The following is a 14,916-nucleotide window of genomic DNA, read 5'->3' on the forward strand; positions in this document are numbered from 1 at the left end:
GCTTTCGCGGAGGTGACGGCATGAGCCGCCCTCCGTATCGCGTCTCGCACCTGGATGCCCTGGAGGCGGAGAGTCTGTTCGTCATGCGCGAGGTGGTCGCTGAGTTCGAGCGGCCGGTGCTGCTGTTCTCGGGTGGCAAGGACTCGATCGTGATGCTGCGGCTGGCCGAGAAGGCGTTCGCGCCGGCCCGGATTCCGTTCCCGGTCATGCATGTGGACACCGGTCACAACTTCTCCGAGGTGCTGGCCTACCGTGACCGCCGGGTTACGGAGCTCAACGTGCAGTTGATCGTCGCGAGTGTGCAGGAGGCGATCGACGCCGGCATGGTGCGGGAGTCCGCGGATGGGATGCGGAACCGGATTCAGACGCCGGTGCTGCTGGATGCGGTGGAGAAGTACCGTTTCGATTCGCTGTTCGGCGGGGCGCGCCGGGATGAGGAGAAGGCGCGGGCCAAGGAGCGGGTGTTCAGCTTCCGTGATGACTTCGGCCAGTGGGACCCGCGTAACCAGCGGCCGGAGCTGTGGGCGCTCTACAACGCCCGGATCGCCCCGGGTGAGTCGATCCGGGTGTTTCCGCTGTCGAACTGGACCGAGCTGGACATCTGGCACTACATCGCCCGCGAGGGGATCGAGCTGCCGGGCATCTACTTCGCGCACGACCGGGAGGTCGTGGACCGGGGCGGGATGCTCTACGCGATCAACGAGTTCCTGCCGCTGAAGGCCGGGGAGACGCCGTTCGTGGAGCGGGTGCGCTACCGGACGGTCGGTGACGCCTCGTGCACGGCCGCTGTGCGCAGCGACGCGGACACCATCGACAAGGTCATCGACGAGGTCGCGGCCACCCGCATCACCGAGCGCGGGGCGACCCGCGGCGACGACCGGGTGAGCGAGGCGGCCATGGAGGATCGCAAGCGGGAAGGGTACTTCTGATGACCGCGGTGCTGGAGCGCCAGATGGACCTGCTGCGGTTCGCCACCGCCGGGTCGGTCGACGACGGCAAGTCGACGCTGATCGGGCGGCTGCTGTACGACTCGAAGGCGATCTTCACCGACCAGTTGGAGGCGGTGGAGGCGACCTCGCGTTCGCGTGGTGACGAGTACACGAACCTGGCGTTGCTGACCGACGGCTTGCGGGCCGAGCGGGAGCAGGGGATCACGATCGATGTGGCGTATCGCTACTTCGCCACGCCCCGGCGCAAGTTCATCATCGCGGACACGCCCGGGCACATTCAGTACACCCGGAACATGGTGACCGGCGCCTCGACCGCCGATCTGGCCCTGATCCTGGTCGACGCCCGTAAGGGCCTGGTCGAGCAGTCCCGGCGGCATGCGTTCCTGTGCTCGCTGCTGCGGGTGCCGCACCTGGTGCTGTGCGTGAACAAGATGGACCTGGTCGACTACAGCCAGGAGGTGTTCGAGCGCATCGCGGACGAGTTCACGTCGTTCGCCGCGAAGCTCGAGGCGCCCGACCTGACGGTGATCCCGATCTCGGCGCTGCACGGCGACAACCTGGTCACCCGCAGTGAGAACATGTCGTGGTACGAGGGGCCGTCCCTGCTGCACCACCTGGAGCACGTCCACATCGCCTCCGACCGCAACCTGGTCGACGTGCGGTTCCCGGTGCAGTACGTCATCCGGCCGCAGTCCACCACGGTGTCGGACTACCGCGGCTACGCGGGCCAGATCGCCAGCGGCGTGATGAAGCCCGGCGACGAGGTCATGGTGCTGCCGTCGGGCTTCACGACCCGGATCACGCACATCGAGACCGCGGACGGGGCGCTCGCCGAGGCGTATCCGCCGATGTCGGTGACCATCCGGCTCGCCGACGAGATCGACATCGCCCGCGGCGACATGATCTGCCGGCCGAACAACGCCCCGCAGGTCGCGCAGGACATCGAGGCGATGGTCTGCTGGATGGACGAGACCCGGCCGCTGACGGTCGGCGGGAAGTATGCGATCAAGCACACGACCCGCTCCGCGCGCACGGTGGTCCGGGGGCTGCAGTATCGCCTGGACGTCAACACCCTGCACCGGGACGAGTCCGCCAACCAGCTGGGCCTCAACGAGATCGGCCGCGTCAAGCTGCGCACCACCGTGCCGCTGCTCGCCGACGAGTACCGCCGCAACCGCACCACCGGCGGGTTCATCATCATCGACGAGAGCACCAACCGCACGGTCGGCGCCGGCATGATCATCGAGGCCGGCTGACCGAGATCCGCGCCACCCGGCGCCCCTCGACGGTGTTCACCCGCAGGTGCCAGCCGTCGTGGCGCACGTTGTCGCCGACCGCCGGCACCCGGCCGAGCCGGGCCATGAGAAACCCGGCCACGGTCTCGTAGGGGCCGGTGGGCAGCGTCAGCCCGATCCGCTCGGCGAGGTCGGCCAGGTTGAGGCGGCCGTCGACCTCGTCCACCCGCGGCGGGGCCGGCGGCGCGTCGTACTCGTCGTGGATCTCCCCGACCAGTTCCTCGATGAGGTCCTCGAGGGTGACGATCCCGGCCGTGCCGCCGTACTCGTCCACGACGACCGCGAGGTGGTGGCCCTCCCGGCGCATCTCCGACAGCGCCGCGAGCACCCGCTTGCTGGCCGGCAGCCGCTTGACCTCCCGGGTGAGGCCGCGCACCGTCGCGGCCGGGTCCTCCGCCGGGGGCAGGATCAGATCGCGCAGGTGTACGAAGCCGACTATGTCGTCCGCGTCGCTGTCGATGACCGGGAAGCGGGAGTGCCGGGCGCCGCGCACGGCGTGTGTGGCCTCGGCGACCGTCAGCGACGCGTCGAGGAAGACCACCTCGGTGCGCGGGACCATCACCTCGCGCACGTGCCCGGTGCCGGAGTTGAGCGTAATGAGGGTTCGCAGCTCGGCCTCGGATATCCGGGGCGTGGCGGGGGTAGCGTGAAGTCGCTCCGCCCAGCGAACCAGCAGGGCGGCCGCAGCCTGCCTCATGGTTCCGGGGCCAGGCTCCGGCATGGCACAAAGTGTAGGCGTCCCGCTCCCGCCCATTCACCGGCGACGTGTAACTTTGTTGGAACGCGTCGATTTTTGGGAGGTTGTCGTGAAGTTGCTCGTCACCGGCGGCGCCGGATACATCGGCAGCATCGTCACCGCGCTGCTGCTGGACGCCGGCCACGAGGTGGTGGTGCTCGATGATCTGTCGACCGGGCATGCCGAGGCCGTCCCCGAGGGCGCGGCGTTCGTGCGCGGCCGGGTCCACGACGCGATCGGCGACGTGCTCAGCCCCGACTTCGACGGGGTGCTGCACTTCGCGGCGTTCATCGCCGCGGGGGAGAGCGTGCAGAAGCCGGAGAAGTACTGGGAGAACAACGCGATCGGCACGCTCAAGCTGCTCGACGCGATGCACGCCGCGGGGGTCCGGCGGCTGGTCTTCTCCTCCACCGCCAACGTCTACGGCGACCCCGACACCGTCCCGATCCCGGAGACGGCCGCGGTGCGCCCCCCGAACCCGTACGCGACCTCGAAGCTCGCCGCCGACCACGCCCTGACCGGCTTCGCCACGGCGTACGGCTTCTCGGCGGTGAGCCTGCGGTACTTCAACGTCGCCGGCGCCCTGCGCCGCCCCGACGGCTCGATGATCGGCGAGCGCCACGACCCCGAGACCCACCTGATCCCGATCGCCCTGCAGGTGGCCGCCGGCCGCCGGGAGAAGCTTCCGATCTTCGGCGACGACTACGACACGCCGGACGGCACCAACATCCGCGACTACATCCACGTCGCCGACCTGGGCGCCGCGCACCTGCTGGCGCTGTCCACCATGGACGGGCAGACCGACGCCCACCCAGCCGCTCCCGGATGGCACCGGATCTTCAACCTGGGCAGCGGCACCGGCTTCTCCAACCGCCAGGTCGTGGAGGTGGTCCGCTCGGTGACCGGCCACCCGATCCCGGTGGAGATGGCACCCCGCCGCCCCGGCGACCCGGCTCAGCTGGTCGCCTCCTCGGACCGGGCCAAGCGGGACCTGGCCTGGACCCCGCGGTTTCCGGACCTGGCCACGATGGTCGCCGACGCCTGGGCCTTCATGAACCGCTGACCGGACCGCTGGGCGCCCAGGTCACTGGGCGTCCAGCTTCTGCCAGGTCGAGCCGTCGACCGAGAACGCCGTGTAGATCGTCGTCATCCGGTACGCCACGTAGCCGGCCTCCGTGCGGGACAGGCGCATGGTGGTGTGGAGGCCTTCCAGGCGTACCCACGAGATCCCCTCGTCCTCGGAGACGAGCCAGTGGCCGTATCCGTCCACGATCAGCAGGCGGCCGTCGAGCAGCGGCACCAGATCGCCGCCGATGGTGGCCTGGCCCGCGGTCGGGTGGGCGGGGCCGAACGTCGCGCCGCCGTCCGCCGAGGCCGCGACCGCCACCAGGCGCTCCGGGGCTGCGGCCGCCTCCTGCGGGGCGACGATCGTGACGTAGACGCCGCGGCCGAGCATCGCGGCCCGCGCCGTGCCCGGGAAGCCGGGGAAGGCGGTCACCGTCCAGGTTGCCCCGTTGTCCCGGGAGACCGCCACCGCCGGGCCGGCGTCCGCCGTGCGTCCGCCGACCCACCAGGAGCCGTCGCCGGCCCGGACGGGGGAGCGCCAGCAGACCTCCAGCGGGGGCTGCCGCGGCACCGGCGCCAGGGCGGTGCCCGTCAGGCCCGCGGTCGGGGCGCCGCACTCGCCGCCGTCCAGGGCGACCAGGCGGGACTCGCCGGTCAACGGGGCCGCCGGAGCGGCGGGGGAGGCGTCCGTGCTCCAGTGTTCGCCGTCGGTGCTGGTCGCGCGCTCGAGGCCGGGCGCGGGGCCGAGCAGCGTGATGCGGTCCGGGGTGGCGATGAGCTTCGGCAGGCCGGAGAGCGGCGACGGTACGGTACGCCAGGTCCGGCCCCCGTCGGCGGTCGCGCTGATCCAGGTCGTGCAGCAGTCGGCCGTCAGCAGGTAGCCGCGCTCGGCGTCGGCGAACTCGGCCTCGCGGATCGAGCCGGGCAGGTCCTGCGGCAGGTGGGCCAGGCCGGAGATCGTGATGCCCTCGGCGCTCCACGTGCCGGACGGGGCGTCGGCCGGGCCGGAGGCGACGGCGGTCGGGGCCGGGCGCGGGTCGTGCCGGGCCGCGAGCGTCACCCCGGCGACGACGAGCGCGGCCAGGGCGGCCGCGCCGGTCCGGGCGGCGAGCCGGCGGCGGCGCAGGGCCGCGGCCCGGGCGGCGATGACCGCGAGCGGCGGCTGGTCGATGTCCAGCCGCTCGCCCTCCGCCCGCAGGCGCGACTCGAGCTGGTCAGGCACGGGCCACCTCGTATCCGCGCAGGCGGGCGGCGAGCGCCGTGCGGGCCCGTGACAGCCGCGACTTCACGGTGCCGGTCGGGACGTTCAGCGCGGCGGCGATCTCCTCCACGCTGAGGTCGGCGTAGTAGTGCAGCACGATGACCTCCCGGTAGCTGCGTGGGATGGCGTCGAGCGCCTCGGTCAGGTCGGTCCTGATGTCCGGGTCGGGATGGGCGGGGTGGTCCTGCAGCGGGCGTTCCCGCAGCATGATCAGGTCGAGGACGCGGCGGCGGCGCCAGCGGCGGCGGGCGACGTTGAGCGCGACGGTGCGCAGCCAGGCCTCGGGGTTGTCGATGCCGGCGAAGCCGCGCGGGCGGGCGACGGCCCGCGCGAACGCCTCCTGCACGACGTCCTGGGCCTCGGTCAGGTCCGTGGTGAACGCGAAGAGCTGCACGACCAGCCTGCGGTAGCAGGCGTGGTACACCTCCTCGACGTCGCCCACGACCATAACGACCCCCCGGGGAGCCGGCCGGTTCCCACGAAGTTGCGGCTGTTCGGGATTCTCGCGAATCAGTTGGGCGGCACGGTGGCGGACAGGGTGGCCACCTGCCAGGCCTTCGCGTCCTCGGAGATCCGGGCCGGGTCACCCAGGGACGCGTAGCCGTTGTCGACGGGGGCGATGGCGCCGCCCGGGCCGGGCACGACCGCGAAGTGCTCGCCGTCGTTGCTGTCGAAGAACACCGTCTCGCTGTCCGAGCGGACCCACATCAGCACCGAGTGGTCCTTGCGGACCAGGGCGCCGAGAATCCGGTTGTCCAGCGTCTTGAGCGAGGCCGGCAGCTCGACGGCGCCCCGCACCTCGCGCCAGTTCAGGCCGCCGTCAGCGGTGCGGAAGAGCCGGATCGAGTGACTGTACGGCACGAAGGCCCACACGTCCCGGCCGTCGAGCGTCGCCAGGGTCGGCACGTCGTTGCCGGCCGGCGCGTCCAGGGTGCAGGCGATCCAGTTGGCGCCCTGGTCGGTGCTGACGCTCGCGGCCGGCGACCCGGTCTGCAGGTCGGCGCCGGCGACCCACCACCCGGCCGCGGCCGGCAACGTGGTGGCGACCGTGCGCCGGGCCATCGGCGGCTGGCCGACGAGGCTCAGCGACCCGTCGCTCTCCCGGACGCCGAACAGGTCGCCGTACTGCACCAGCTGGATCACCCGATCGGCCGGGCCGAGCGCCAGGCGGTCGCTGGGCCCTGTCACCGGCACGCCGGCCTGGGCCGCGAGCTGTGTCTGGGTGCCGGCGGTGAGCTGGAAGCGCACGCTGGAGCGCGAGCCGCTGCCGACCTCGCCGCTGAGCATGTAGGTGGCGGGCGCGATCCGGGTCAGCTGCACGTTGCTGATCCGCTCCAGTGGGCTGGCGCGCAGCGCGTCGACGACGAACGGGGTCCGGCGCTCGGTCGCCCCGCCCAGCGTGGTGAGCTGGAGGCTGCAGCGGCGGGCCTGGGGTACTTCCACGCAGACATCCACCGCGGCGACCAGCTCCGGCAGCGACCCGGCGGCGGCCAGGACGGTGACCGTGGACGGGAAGTGGCCGGTGGCGCTGGGCGTGGCCGAGGCCGGCAGGCTCCAGGCCCCGCCGAGGTCCGGGTTGGGGCCGAGCACGGCCGGGCCCGGGCGGCCGAAGATCCCGGCGAGCGCGACCGGGGCGAGCACGCCCAGCGTCCCCACCAGCGCGCCGAGCACGGCCATCCGGTCGCGCAGGCGGACCCGGCCGGCGCGGCGGTACAGCGTGGCGAAGTCGGGCACCCAGGTGGCCGCCTCGATCTGCGCGCGGAGGGCGCGGAAGTCCAGGTCAGGACGCATCCCGTACCCCCTCGGAGTTGACCTCGACCTCGATCTGGGGCGGGGCGGACGGGCGGCGGCGGGCCGGGGCCTGCTCGCTCGCCTCGTCGCTGAGCAGGGTGGCGAGCATGGCGCGGCCGCGGGACAGGCGGGCCTTCACGGTGCCGACGGGCACGCCCAGGGCGTCGGCGACCTCGTGCACCGACATGTCGGCGAGGTGGTGCAGCACGATCGTCTCCCGTGTGGCCTGCGACAGTTGTTGCAGGGCGGCGACCAGGGCGACCCGGTTGGGGTCGACGCCCGGCACGCTCTCCACCGGCCGGGCGACCCGGCCGCTGCGCACCAGTGTGTCGAACAGTCGCCGCCGGCGCCAGCGCGTCCGGGCCAGGTTCATGGCGACGGTGCGCAGCCAGGCCTCGGGGTCGGCGACGTCGAGGAACTGCCGGGGGCGGGCCAGCGCGCGGGCATACGCCTCCTGGACGAGGTCCTGGGCCTCGGCGTGGTCGCCGGTCAGCGCGTACAGCGCGGCGACCAGGCGGCGGTAGTGCGCCTGGTACGCGTCGCGAACGGCCTCGCGCGCCTCCAGCTCCTCGCCCACAAGCCACCTCCCTCGGCACCCCACGCTATCCAGACAGACGCCTGTGTCGCGTCCTCGGTTGCGCCTGACAGAATGGCGAGCATGTCGTCTCCCGCCCGGCCCCGGGTGCTTTCCGGGATCCAGCCCACCGCCGACTCGTTCCATCTGGGCAACTACCTCGGTGCGCTGCGTAACTGGGTGGCCATGCAGGAGACGCATGACACCTTCTACTGCGTGGTCGACCTGCACGCGATCACGATGGGTCACGACCCGGCCCTGCTGCGCAAGCGGACCCGGGTCAGCGCCGCCCAGCTGCTCGCCGTCGGCCTCGACCCGGAGCGCTGCACGCTGTTCGTGCAGAGCCACGTGCCCGAGCACGCGCAGCTCGCCTGGGTGCTGAATTGCCTGACCGGCTTCGGCGAGGCCAGCCGGATGACCCAGTTCAAGGACAAGTCGGCCAAGCAGGGCGCCGACCGCAGCAGCGTCGGCCTGTTCACCTACCCGATCCTGCAGGCGGCGGACATCCTGCTGTACCAGGCCGACGCCGTCCCGGTCGGCGAGGACCAGCGCCAGCACCTCGAGCTGACCCGCGACCTGGCCCAGCGGTTCAACACCACCTTCGGCCAGACGTTCACGGTGCCGGCGCCGTTCATCATCAGGGACACGGCCAAGATCACCGACCTGCAGGAGCCGACGGCGAAGATGTCGAAGTCGGCCTCGACCGCGAACGGCCTCATCGAGCTGCTCGAGGAGCCGGCCCGCGCGGCCAAGAAGATCCGCTCGGCGGTCACCGACACCGGCCGCGAGATCGTCTTCGACCAGACGAACAAGCCCGGCGTGTCCAACCTGCTCACCATCTACTCGGCGCTGTCCGGCCGGACGATCGAGGAGCTCGTCGCGGCGTACGACGGCAAGGGCTACGGCGACCTGAAGAAGGACCTCGCCGAGGTCGTGGCCGAGTTCGTCAAGCCGATCCAGCAGCGCACCGCCGCCTACCTCGACGACCCGGCCCAGCTGGACAAGCTGCTCGCGGTCGGCGCGGAGAAGGCGCGGGCGGTCGCGGTGCCGACGCTGCGGACGGTGTACGACCGCATCGGCTTCCTCGCCCCCGGCGCTGCCGCACACTGAGGTGACACCGCGTGCAGTTGGACGCCGCGCAGGTCGTGATCGAACCACCATCGGCGTCGCGATCGACATCCCGCAGCCGTGGGGCGGCGAGCTCACCACCGCCCGCCTGGCCGCCGGCGATCCGGTCGCGGAGCACGTGCCGGCCCACGTCACCCTGCTCGGCCCCACCGAGGTCGACGCCGCGGCGCTGCCCGAGATCGACCGGCACCTGTGCGACGTCGCACGGGCGCACCGGGCCTTCACCGTGCAGCTGCGCGGCACCGGCACGTTCCGACCGGTCACCCAGGTGGTGTTCGTCGCGGTCGCGGCCGGCATCAGTGAGTGCGAGCAGCTGCACGAGGCGGTCCTCGCGGCCGGCGCGCTCGGCGGGCAGGTCGCGGCGCGCTTTCCGTATCACCCGCACGTGACCGTCGCCCACGACGTGCCGCCCGCCCAGCTCGACACCGCGTTCGCCGACCTGGCCGGCTACGAGGCCACGTTCGCCGTCGGCGGGTTCACGCTCTTCGAACACGATGACACCGGGCGGTGGCGTCCCCATGCGGATTACCGTCTCGCATCGGACGATTGAGGGGTGGGCACCCTCGACCGGCTGGAGGCCGGCTTCGATCGTGCGGTCGACGCCGCCCGGCGCCGCTCGCGGGTGTTCGACCACGTGTGGCGGGCGCAGGAGCGCTACTTCGACGTCGACGCCGTCCGCCTGGCCGCCGCCACCGCCTACTACGGCTTCTTCGCCGTCTTCGCCATGGTGGTCGTGCTGTTCTTCATCCTCGGCCAGGTGCTGGGCGGCAACAAGCTCGTCGTCGAGCGCGTCCAGGTCTACCTGCAGGCCAACCTGCCCCAGCTGCACAGCGACGAGATCTTCGCCGGCAGCCAGCAGATCGGCATCATCGCCCTGGTCGGCCTGGTCATCGCCGGCGTCGGCTGGGTGGAGAACCTGCGCTCGTCGCAGCGGGCCCTGTGGCAGCTGCAGGAGCACCCCGGCAACCCGGTCGTGCGCTGGCTGGTCGACCTCGGTGTGCTGCTCGGGCTCGGGCTGCTGCTGCTGATCTCGATCGGCATCTTCGCCGGCGTGCAGGAGCTGCTCTACTGGCTCGCCGGCGACTTCGGCCAGGACCCGGTGCGGGTCGCGCTGCGGGCCTCCTCGAGCCTGCTCTCCGGCGTGGTCGACGTCTTCCTCGGCGCCGCGCTGCTGGTCGGGGTGCCGCGGCTGCGGATGTCGCTGCGGCGGCTGTGGCCCTCGGCGATCCTCTTCGCGGTCGGGCTGGGCCTGCTCAAGACCCTGGGGAAGTGGTACATCACCCGCACCGAGCACAACCCGGCCTACCAGCTGGTCGCGGGGACGATCGGGCTGCTGCTGTACATGTACCTGCTGCATCAGCTGCTGCTGTTCGCGGCTGCCCTCTGCGCGACCAGTCCCCACGGCCGCGTGATCGACCTCGCCGGCGGCGCCCCGCGGGCCGACGTGCAGGCGGCGCGGCGGGCGGCCGAGCTGGTCGAGAAGGCCGCGGAGACCACCGAGCACGCGGCGGAGATCGCGGCCCACATCCCGACCGGCGGTTCTTCGGCCACGTCTATTCCTTCCGGCGGTTCGCCGGGTGCGCAGCGGCTGGACCCGTCATGATGGGCGCCGTGGGTGCACTCGTGACTTTGGACCTGCCGGCCGACGCGCCGGCGCTGACCCTGCCGTGGATCATCACCTTCGGCCCGATGAACGACGAGGAGGAGTGGGAGCCGGTCGTCTGCGGCCCGTATGAGCGCGCGCACGCGCTGGCGCTGGCCGAGGCCGTGGTGGCCGACGAGGATTTGATGGCGGTCGTGGAGCCGCTGCAGCCGCACGTGACGGTGGCCCAGATCCAGGGCGACATCGCCGCTTCGCGTATGGCGGCCGAGAACGAGGACCTGGAGACGGCCGCGCTGGACGCCGAGCTGGGCGGCTACGAGCACGACCACGACCACGAACACGACGACGACCACACGCACGAGCCGCCGTCGGTGGACGAGATCCGCGCCGGCTTCGCGAGGATCGCGGCCAAGCTCAGCAGCTGACGTATGGAGCCGGACGTCAGTCCGGCTCCATCCAGACCGTCGTGTCCGGGGGCAGGCCGGCGCCCACCGGGGAGCTGGCCAGCACCGGCTCGCGGGGCAGGGCGAAGGCGGAGTCGCCGAAGTTCGTCGCGACCAGATACGCCCCGGTCGAGAAGCACAGCACGCCCTCCGGGGCCGGGCGCCAGGTCAGGGTCGCGGCCGGGCGGCGCAGGCGCAGGGCCGCGCGGTACAGGTTCAGCATCGAGCCGGGGTCGGCGCGCTGGGCCGCGACCGTGCGGGCCGCCCAGTCCGGCGGCATCGGCAGCCAGGAGCGGTCACGCGGGCCGAAGCCGAACGGGGGTGCCTCGCCCTCCCACGGCAAGGGGACCCGGCAGCCGTCGCGGCCCGGCTCGGCGCCGGCGGAGCGGACCCACTGCGGGTCCGCGCGGGCCTCGTCGGGCAGGTCGAGTACCTCGGGCAGGCCCAGCTCCTCGCCCTGGTAGACGTACGCCGAGCCGGGCAGCCCCAGCATCAGCAGCGCCGCCGCGCGGGCCCGGCGCAGCCCGGGCGCGCCGTCGCCGAAGCGGGTCACGGGGCGGCGCCGGTCGTGGTTGGACAGCACCCAGGTGGGCGGCGCCCCGACCTCGGCCGCGGCGCTCAGCGAGTCGTCGATGATCCGGCGCAGCGGGCCGGGCTCCCACGGCGCGTCGAGGAAGTCGAAGTTGAACGCCTGGTGGAGCTCGTCCGCGGCGACGTATCGCGCCACCCGCCGCGGCTGCGTGTCGAAGATCTCCGCGACGGCCATGCGCTGGCCGGGGTACGAGTCCAGGATCCTGCGCCAGCCCCGGTAGATCTCATGCACCCCGTCCTGATCGAAAACGGATACTTCCGAAAAATCCGGTTTGATCAAACCGTGCGCCACGTCGATCCGAAACCCGTCGACCCCGCGATCAAGCCAGAACCGCAAAATGTCCGAAAACTCGGCGCGAACGTCGGGATTGTCCCAATTGAGGTCTGGCTGAGCGGGGTCGAAAAGGTGGAGATACCACGATCCATCCGGCATCTGCGTCCAAGCCGGCCCGCCGAACAGCGACCGCCAGTCGTTGGGTGGCAGCGAGCCGCGCCCGGCCGCGAAGACGTACCGATCCCGCAGCCCGGCCAGGAACCACGGATGCGCCGAGGAGGTGTGGTTCGGCACGATGTCGACGAGCACGCGCAGACCCAGCCCGTGCGCCGCGGCCACCAGGGAGTCGAAGTCGGCCAGCGTCCCGAACACGGGATCGACGTCGCGGTAGTCGGCCACGTCGTAGCCCCCGTCGACCATCGGTGAACGGTAGAACGGCGAGAGCCACAGCGCGTCCACCCCGAGGTCGGCCAGGTGCGGCAGGCGCGCGGTGATCCCCGGCAGATCCCCGATCCCGTCCCCGTCGGAGTCGGCGAAGCTGCGCGGGTAGATCTGATAGATGACCGCGGTCCGCCACCACTCCACGTGACCCAACGCTACCGATCAAGCGTTGCCTTGAGGGCCGAATGGAACCAGGCCCAGCGGTGCATCCGGGCCGGGACCGGCGGCCAGCCGTTGATGCTCGCCATCAACTGCCAGTAACGCTCGGCCCGCGGCTCGATCGACAGGTCCAGCGACTCGTCGACCTCCCGCCGCAGCTGCGGCCCGTCCTCGCGGCCGGCCGCCCGTGCCCAGCGGGCCATCACCTCGTCGACCACGGCCGCCGGGCCGGGCCGGCCCCGGTCCTGGGCCTGCTCGACGAGGTCGATGAACCACGTGATCTCGGCCGCGTCGGTCGGGACGACCCGCGCCGTGCCGGGGGCGAAGCTGCGCCGGCCCATCTCGCGCAGCCGCTCGCGGAAGTCCGGCTCGCGCAGCATCTCGGCCAGCTCGATCCAGGCGTCGACCTGCTCGTCCGTGGGCTCGTGGGGCAGGTCCGCCGGCACGCGGCGCAGCCTGGTGGTGAACTCCCGCGACTCCTCGGAGTCGGAGATGTCCGAGAAGATGCTGTCGAAGAACTCCTCGACGATGCGGCGCCGCTCGTCGGCACCGGCCTGCGCGATCCGGGCGAGCCGTTCGAGGTCGGCCGGGGTCGCGTCGCGCCCCGCCGCCGCGCGCAGGGCGGCCCGGCGCAGCCGCAGCACCCGGATCTGGGCGCCCAGCGCGTCCGCGTGCGCCGCGGCGACCTCGCGCAGGTCCGCGCCGCGTTCGAGCACCTGGCGGATGGTGGCGAGGTCGAGGCCCAGCTCGCGCAGGGTGCGCACGAACTCCAGGCGGACGATCGAGCCGTGGTCGTACTGCCGGTACCCCGCCCGCGACCGCTCGGCCTCCGGCACCAGGCCGACGTCCGAGTAGTACCGGATCGTCTTCACCGGCAGCCCGGTGAGGCGCGACAGTTCGCCGATGTTCATGAAACCGATCCTGGACCCTCCAGCAAGGGGAGAGTCAACGGGCGGCTACCTTGCGCGGGTGGAACCTTTGCGGCTCATCCTCCTGTTCCTCCACCTGATCGGCTTCGCGCTGCTGCTCGGCGGCGGGATCGCGCAGTACGTCACCGGCAAGCTGCGCATCAACCCGGCCATCCTCTGGGGCGCCGTCGTCCAGGTGGTGACCGGTCTCGGGCTCGCCGCCCCGCTGCGCGGCGGGGGCGATCACGAGCCGCCGTCGGCGAAGCTCGCCGTGAAGCTCGTGATCGCGCTGATGATCTTCGCGATGGCGTTCTTCTCCCGCAAGCGAGAGGAGGTCAACCAGGGTCATTTCCTCGCTTTGATCGGGTTAACGCTCGTTAACGCCGCGGTTGCCGTGTTTTGGAGGTAACTGGGGCGTTACAAGATCGATCTCACGAGGCGGGAGCGACCGGCGGCACGTCACGGCCCTATAACGCAAGCCTCCCAACCCGGCAGCAAACGCTGGAACGGCACCATCGAGGGCGTACGCTCCCGCCGTTGGGTTCACCGCGATGGGCGGTGCATCGGGAAGGGAGACCGTCTTGCGCCGAGTGCGTGGGATGAAGGTTCTCGCGGCCGCCGCGGTGGCGTTTGTCGCGTTGGGCAGCATGACCGCTTGCGGTGATGACAAGGACAGCGCGGGAGACGGCAGCAGCGCGCCGGCCTCGAAGAAGAACGTCAAGGTCGGCCTTGCCTTCGACATCGGCGGCCGGGGCGACAAGTCCTTCAACGACTCCGCCGCCGCGGGCCTGGACCGGGTCAAGAGCGACCTCAACGTCGATGTCAAGGACCTGGCCGCGGTCGCCGGCGAGAGCGAGAACGACAAGTACTCCCGCCTGAAGGTGCTCTGCACCAGCGGCTACAACCCGGTCATCGCCGTGGGCTTCGTCTACGACGGCGCCGACGCCGCGAACGGCCCGCTCGCCCGCGCGGCCAAGGACTGCCCGAAGACGAAGTTCGCGATCGTGGACGGCGCGACCAAGGCCGACAACGTCGCGGACCTGGTCTTCGCCGAGGAGCAGGGCTCCTACCTGGTCGGTGTCGCCGCGGCCCTGAAGTCCAAGACCGGCACGGTCGGCTTCATCGGTGGCTGCCAGGTCGACCTGATCAAGAAGTTCGAGGCGGGCTTCACAGCCGGCGCCAAGGCCACCAAGGCCGACATCAAGGTGCTGACCAACTACCTGTCCACCCCGGCCGACGCCTGCAAGGGCTTCAACGACCCGGCCGGTGGCAAGACCGCCGCCAGCGGCATGTACGACCAGGGCGCGGACATCGTCTACGCGGCGGCCGGCGGCTCCGGCACCGGCGTCTTCGAGGCCGCCAAGGACAAGAAGACCCTGGCCATCGGCGTCGACTCGGACCAGTACAACACCGTCACCGACGCCTCGCTCAAGCCGGTCATCATGACCTCGATGCTCAAGCGGGTCGACAACGCGGTGTTCAACTTCGTCAAGGACTTCGCCGACGACAAGTTCACGGCCGGCCCGACCGTCTTCGACCTCAAGACCGACGGCGTCGGCTACGCCACCTCCGGCGGCCAGGTCGACGACATCAAGGCCAAGCTGGACGCGGCCAAGGCCGACATCGCGTCGGGTAAGGTCACCGTCCCTACCAAGTAGATGTAGACATCGGGTGCTCGGCGGGGGACTGTGATCCAG

The 14,916-nt window shown here is 71.6% G+C and carries 16 protein-coding genes; 9 read left to right on the forward strand and 7 right to left on the reverse strand.

Annotation, left to right across the window (positions count from 1 at the left end; all coding sequences use genetic code 11):
• Positions 1-20 precede the first annotated feature (20 nt).
• Both cysD and cysN read left to right on the forward strand, forming a co-directional pair.
• Positions 21-929 carry a sulfate adenylyltransferase subunit CysD gene (gene cysD / locus ACQPY0_RS05620; RefSeq protein ID WP_432985617.1) on the forward strand — a complete coding sequence of 303 codons (909 nt, stop codon included), beginning with the start codon at positions 21-23 and terminating at the stop codon, positions 927-929.
• Positions 929-2,206: a sulfate adenylyltransferase subunit CysN gene (gene cysN, locus ACQPY0_RS05625; RefSeq protein WP_432985619.1), complete on the forward strand. Its 1,278-nt coding sequence runs from the start codon at positions 929-931 to the stop codon at positions 2,204-2,206. The genes cysD and cysN overlap by 1 nt, the downstream gene beginning before the upstream one ends.
• Here cysN and ACQPY0_RS05630 read toward each other — a convergent pair.
• On the reverse strand, positions 2,190-2,942 hold the full coding sequence (locus tag ACQPY0_RS05630) for a hemolysin family protein (RefSeq protein ID WP_432985621.1): 753 nt from the start codon (positions 2,940-2,942) through the stop codon (positions 2,190-2,192). The two genes, cysN and ACQPY0_RS05630, sit on opposite strands and share 17 nt — an antisense overlap.
• A 109-nt stretch (positions 2,943-3,051) precedes the next feature.
• Between ACQPY0_RS05630 and galE the strand changes: the two genes are divergently transcribed.
• Positions 3,052-4,044 carry a UDP-glucose 4-epimerase GalE gene (gene galE, locus ACQPY0_RS05635; protein ID WP_432985623.1) on the forward strand — a complete coding sequence of 331 codons (993 nt, stop codon included), beginning with the start codon at positions 3,052-3,054 and terminating at the stop codon, positions 4,042-4,044.
• Positions 4,045-4,065: 21 nt separating this feature from the next.
• Here galE and ACQPY0_RS05640 read toward each other — a convergent pair whose 3' ends face one another.
• The 4 genes from ACQPY0_RS05640 to ACQPY0_RS05655 form a co-directional block, all read right to left on the reverse strand.
• A complete protein-coding gene (locus tag ACQPY0_RS05640; RefSeq protein WP_432985625.1) occupies positions 4,066-5,268 on the reverse strand; it encodes a hypothetical protein in 1,203 nt (400 codons plus the stop codon).
• Positions 5,261-5,749 carry an RNA polymerase sigma factor gene (locus ACQPY0_RS05645; protein WP_432985627.1) on the reverse strand — a complete coding sequence of 163 codons (489 nt, stop codon included), beginning with the start codon at positions 5,747-5,749 and terminating at the stop codon, positions 5,261-5,263. The genes ACQPY0_RS05640 and ACQPY0_RS05645 overlap by 8 nt, the downstream gene beginning before the upstream one ends.
• A gap of 68 nt (positions 5,750-5,817) precedes the next feature.
• Positions 5,818-7,098, reverse strand: coding sequence for a hypothetical protein (locus tag ACQPY0_RS05650; protein ID WP_432985628.1), 1,281 nt, complete (start codon positions 7,096-7,098; stop codon positions 5,818-5,820).
• Positions 7,088-7,675: an RNA polymerase sigma factor gene (locus ACQPY0_RS05655; protein ID WP_432985630.1), complete on the reverse strand. Its 588-nt coding sequence runs from the start codon at positions 7,673-7,675 to the stop codon at positions 7,088-7,090. The genes ACQPY0_RS05650 and ACQPY0_RS05655 overlap by 11 nt, the downstream gene beginning before the upstream one ends.
• Before the next feature lie 72 nt (positions 7,676-7,747).
• Here ACQPY0_RS05655 and trpS point away from each other — a divergent pair, with 72 nt between their 5' ends.
• Genes trpS through ACQPY0_RS05675 form a run of 4 tightly spaced genes read left to right on the forward strand, consistent with a single transcriptional unit; the run spans position 7,748 to position 10,828 of the window.
• Complete coding sequence (trpS, locus tag ACQPY0_RS05660; protein WP_432985632.1) at positions 7,748-8,782, forward strand: tryptophan--tRNA ligase; 1,035 nt, start codon at positions 7,748-7,750, stop codon at positions 8,780-8,782.
• Position 8,783: 1 nt separating this feature from the next.
• Positions 8,784-9,350, forward strand: coding sequence for a 2'-5' RNA ligase family protein (locus tag ACQPY0_RS05665; RefSeq protein WP_432985634.1), 567 nt, complete (start codon positions 8,784-8,786; stop codon positions 9,348-9,350).
• 3 nt (positions 9,351-9,353) lie between these two features.
• On the forward strand, positions 9,354-10,403 hold the full coding sequence (locus ACQPY0_RS05670) for a YihY/virulence factor BrkB family protein (RefSeq protein ID WP_432985636.1): 1,050 nt from the start codon (positions 9,354-9,356) through the stop codon (positions 10,401-10,403).
• Positions 10,404-10,411: 8 nt separating this feature from the next.
• Positions 10,412-10,828, forward strand: a complete 417-nt coding sequence (locus tag ACQPY0_RS05675) for a hypothetical protein (protein ID WP_432985638.1) — start codon at positions 10,412-10,414, stop codon at positions 10,826-10,828.
• 16 nt (positions 10,829-10,844) lie between these two features.
• On the opposite strand, the gene ACQPY0_RS05680 is transcribed toward ACQPY0_RS05675, so the two are convergent.
• Positions 10,845-12,296, reverse strand: coding sequence for a glycoside hydrolase family 13 protein (locus ACQPY0_RS05680; protein ID WP_432985640.1), 1,452 nt, complete (start codon positions 12,294-12,296; stop codon positions 10,845-10,847).
• Between the two features lie 11 nt (positions 12,297-12,307).
• Positions 12,308-13,222, reverse strand: a complete 915-nt coding sequence (locus ACQPY0_RS05685) for a MerR family transcriptional regulator (protein ID WP_432985642.1) — start codon at positions 13,220-13,222, stop codon at positions 12,308-12,310.
• 58 nt (positions 13,223-13,280) lie between these two features.
• On the opposite strand from ACQPY0_RS05685, the gene ACQPY0_RS05690 reads away from it, so the two are divergent.
• Positions 13,281-13,628, forward strand: coding sequence for a hypothetical protein (locus ACQPY0_RS05690; RefSeq protein ID WP_432995017.1), 348 nt, complete (start codon positions 13,281-13,283; stop codon positions 13,626-13,628).
• 181 nt (positions 13,629-13,809) lie between these two features.
• Positions 13,810-14,877, forward strand: a complete 1,068-nt coding sequence (locus tag ACQPY0_RS05695) for a BMP family lipoprotein (RefSeq protein WP_432995019.1) — start codon at positions 13,810-13,812, stop codon at positions 14,875-14,877.
• Positions 14,878-14,916: the final 39 nt, after the last annotated feature.

The organism is Dactylosporangium sp. CA-233914 (assembly GCF_050942935.1).
GTDB lineage: Bacteria > Actinomycetota > Actinomycetes > Mycobacteriales > Micromonosporaceae > Dactylosporangium.

What these genes read in the sequence shown, in the direction of transcription:
- cysD (WP_432985617.1), top strand. Translation starts at nt 21, where the DNA reads ATGAGCCGCCCTCCGTATCGCGTCTCGCACCTGGATGCCCTGGAGGCG.
- cysN (WP_432985619.1), top strand. Translation starts at nt 929, where the DNA reads ATGACCGCGGTGCTGGAGCGCCAGATGGACCTGCTGCGGTTCGCCACC.
- ACQPY0_RS05630 (WP_432985621.1), bottom strand. Translation starts at nt 2,942, where the DNA reads ATGAGGCAGGCTGCGGCCGCCCTGCTGGTTCGCTGGGCGGAGCGACTT.
- ACQPY0_RS05650 (WP_432985628.1), bottom strand. Translation starts at nt 7,098, where the DNA reads ATGCGTCCTGACCTGGACTTCCGCGCCCTCCGCGCGCAGATCGAGGCG.
- trpS (WP_432985632.1), top strand. Translation starts at nt 7,748, where the DNA reads ATGGCGAGCATGTCGTCTCCCGCCCGGCCCCGGGTGCTTTCCGGGATC.
- ACQPY0_RS05685 (WP_432985642.1), bottom strand. Translation starts at nt 13,222, where the DNA reads ATGAACATCGGCGAACTGTCGCGCCTCACCGGGCTGCCGGTGAAGACG.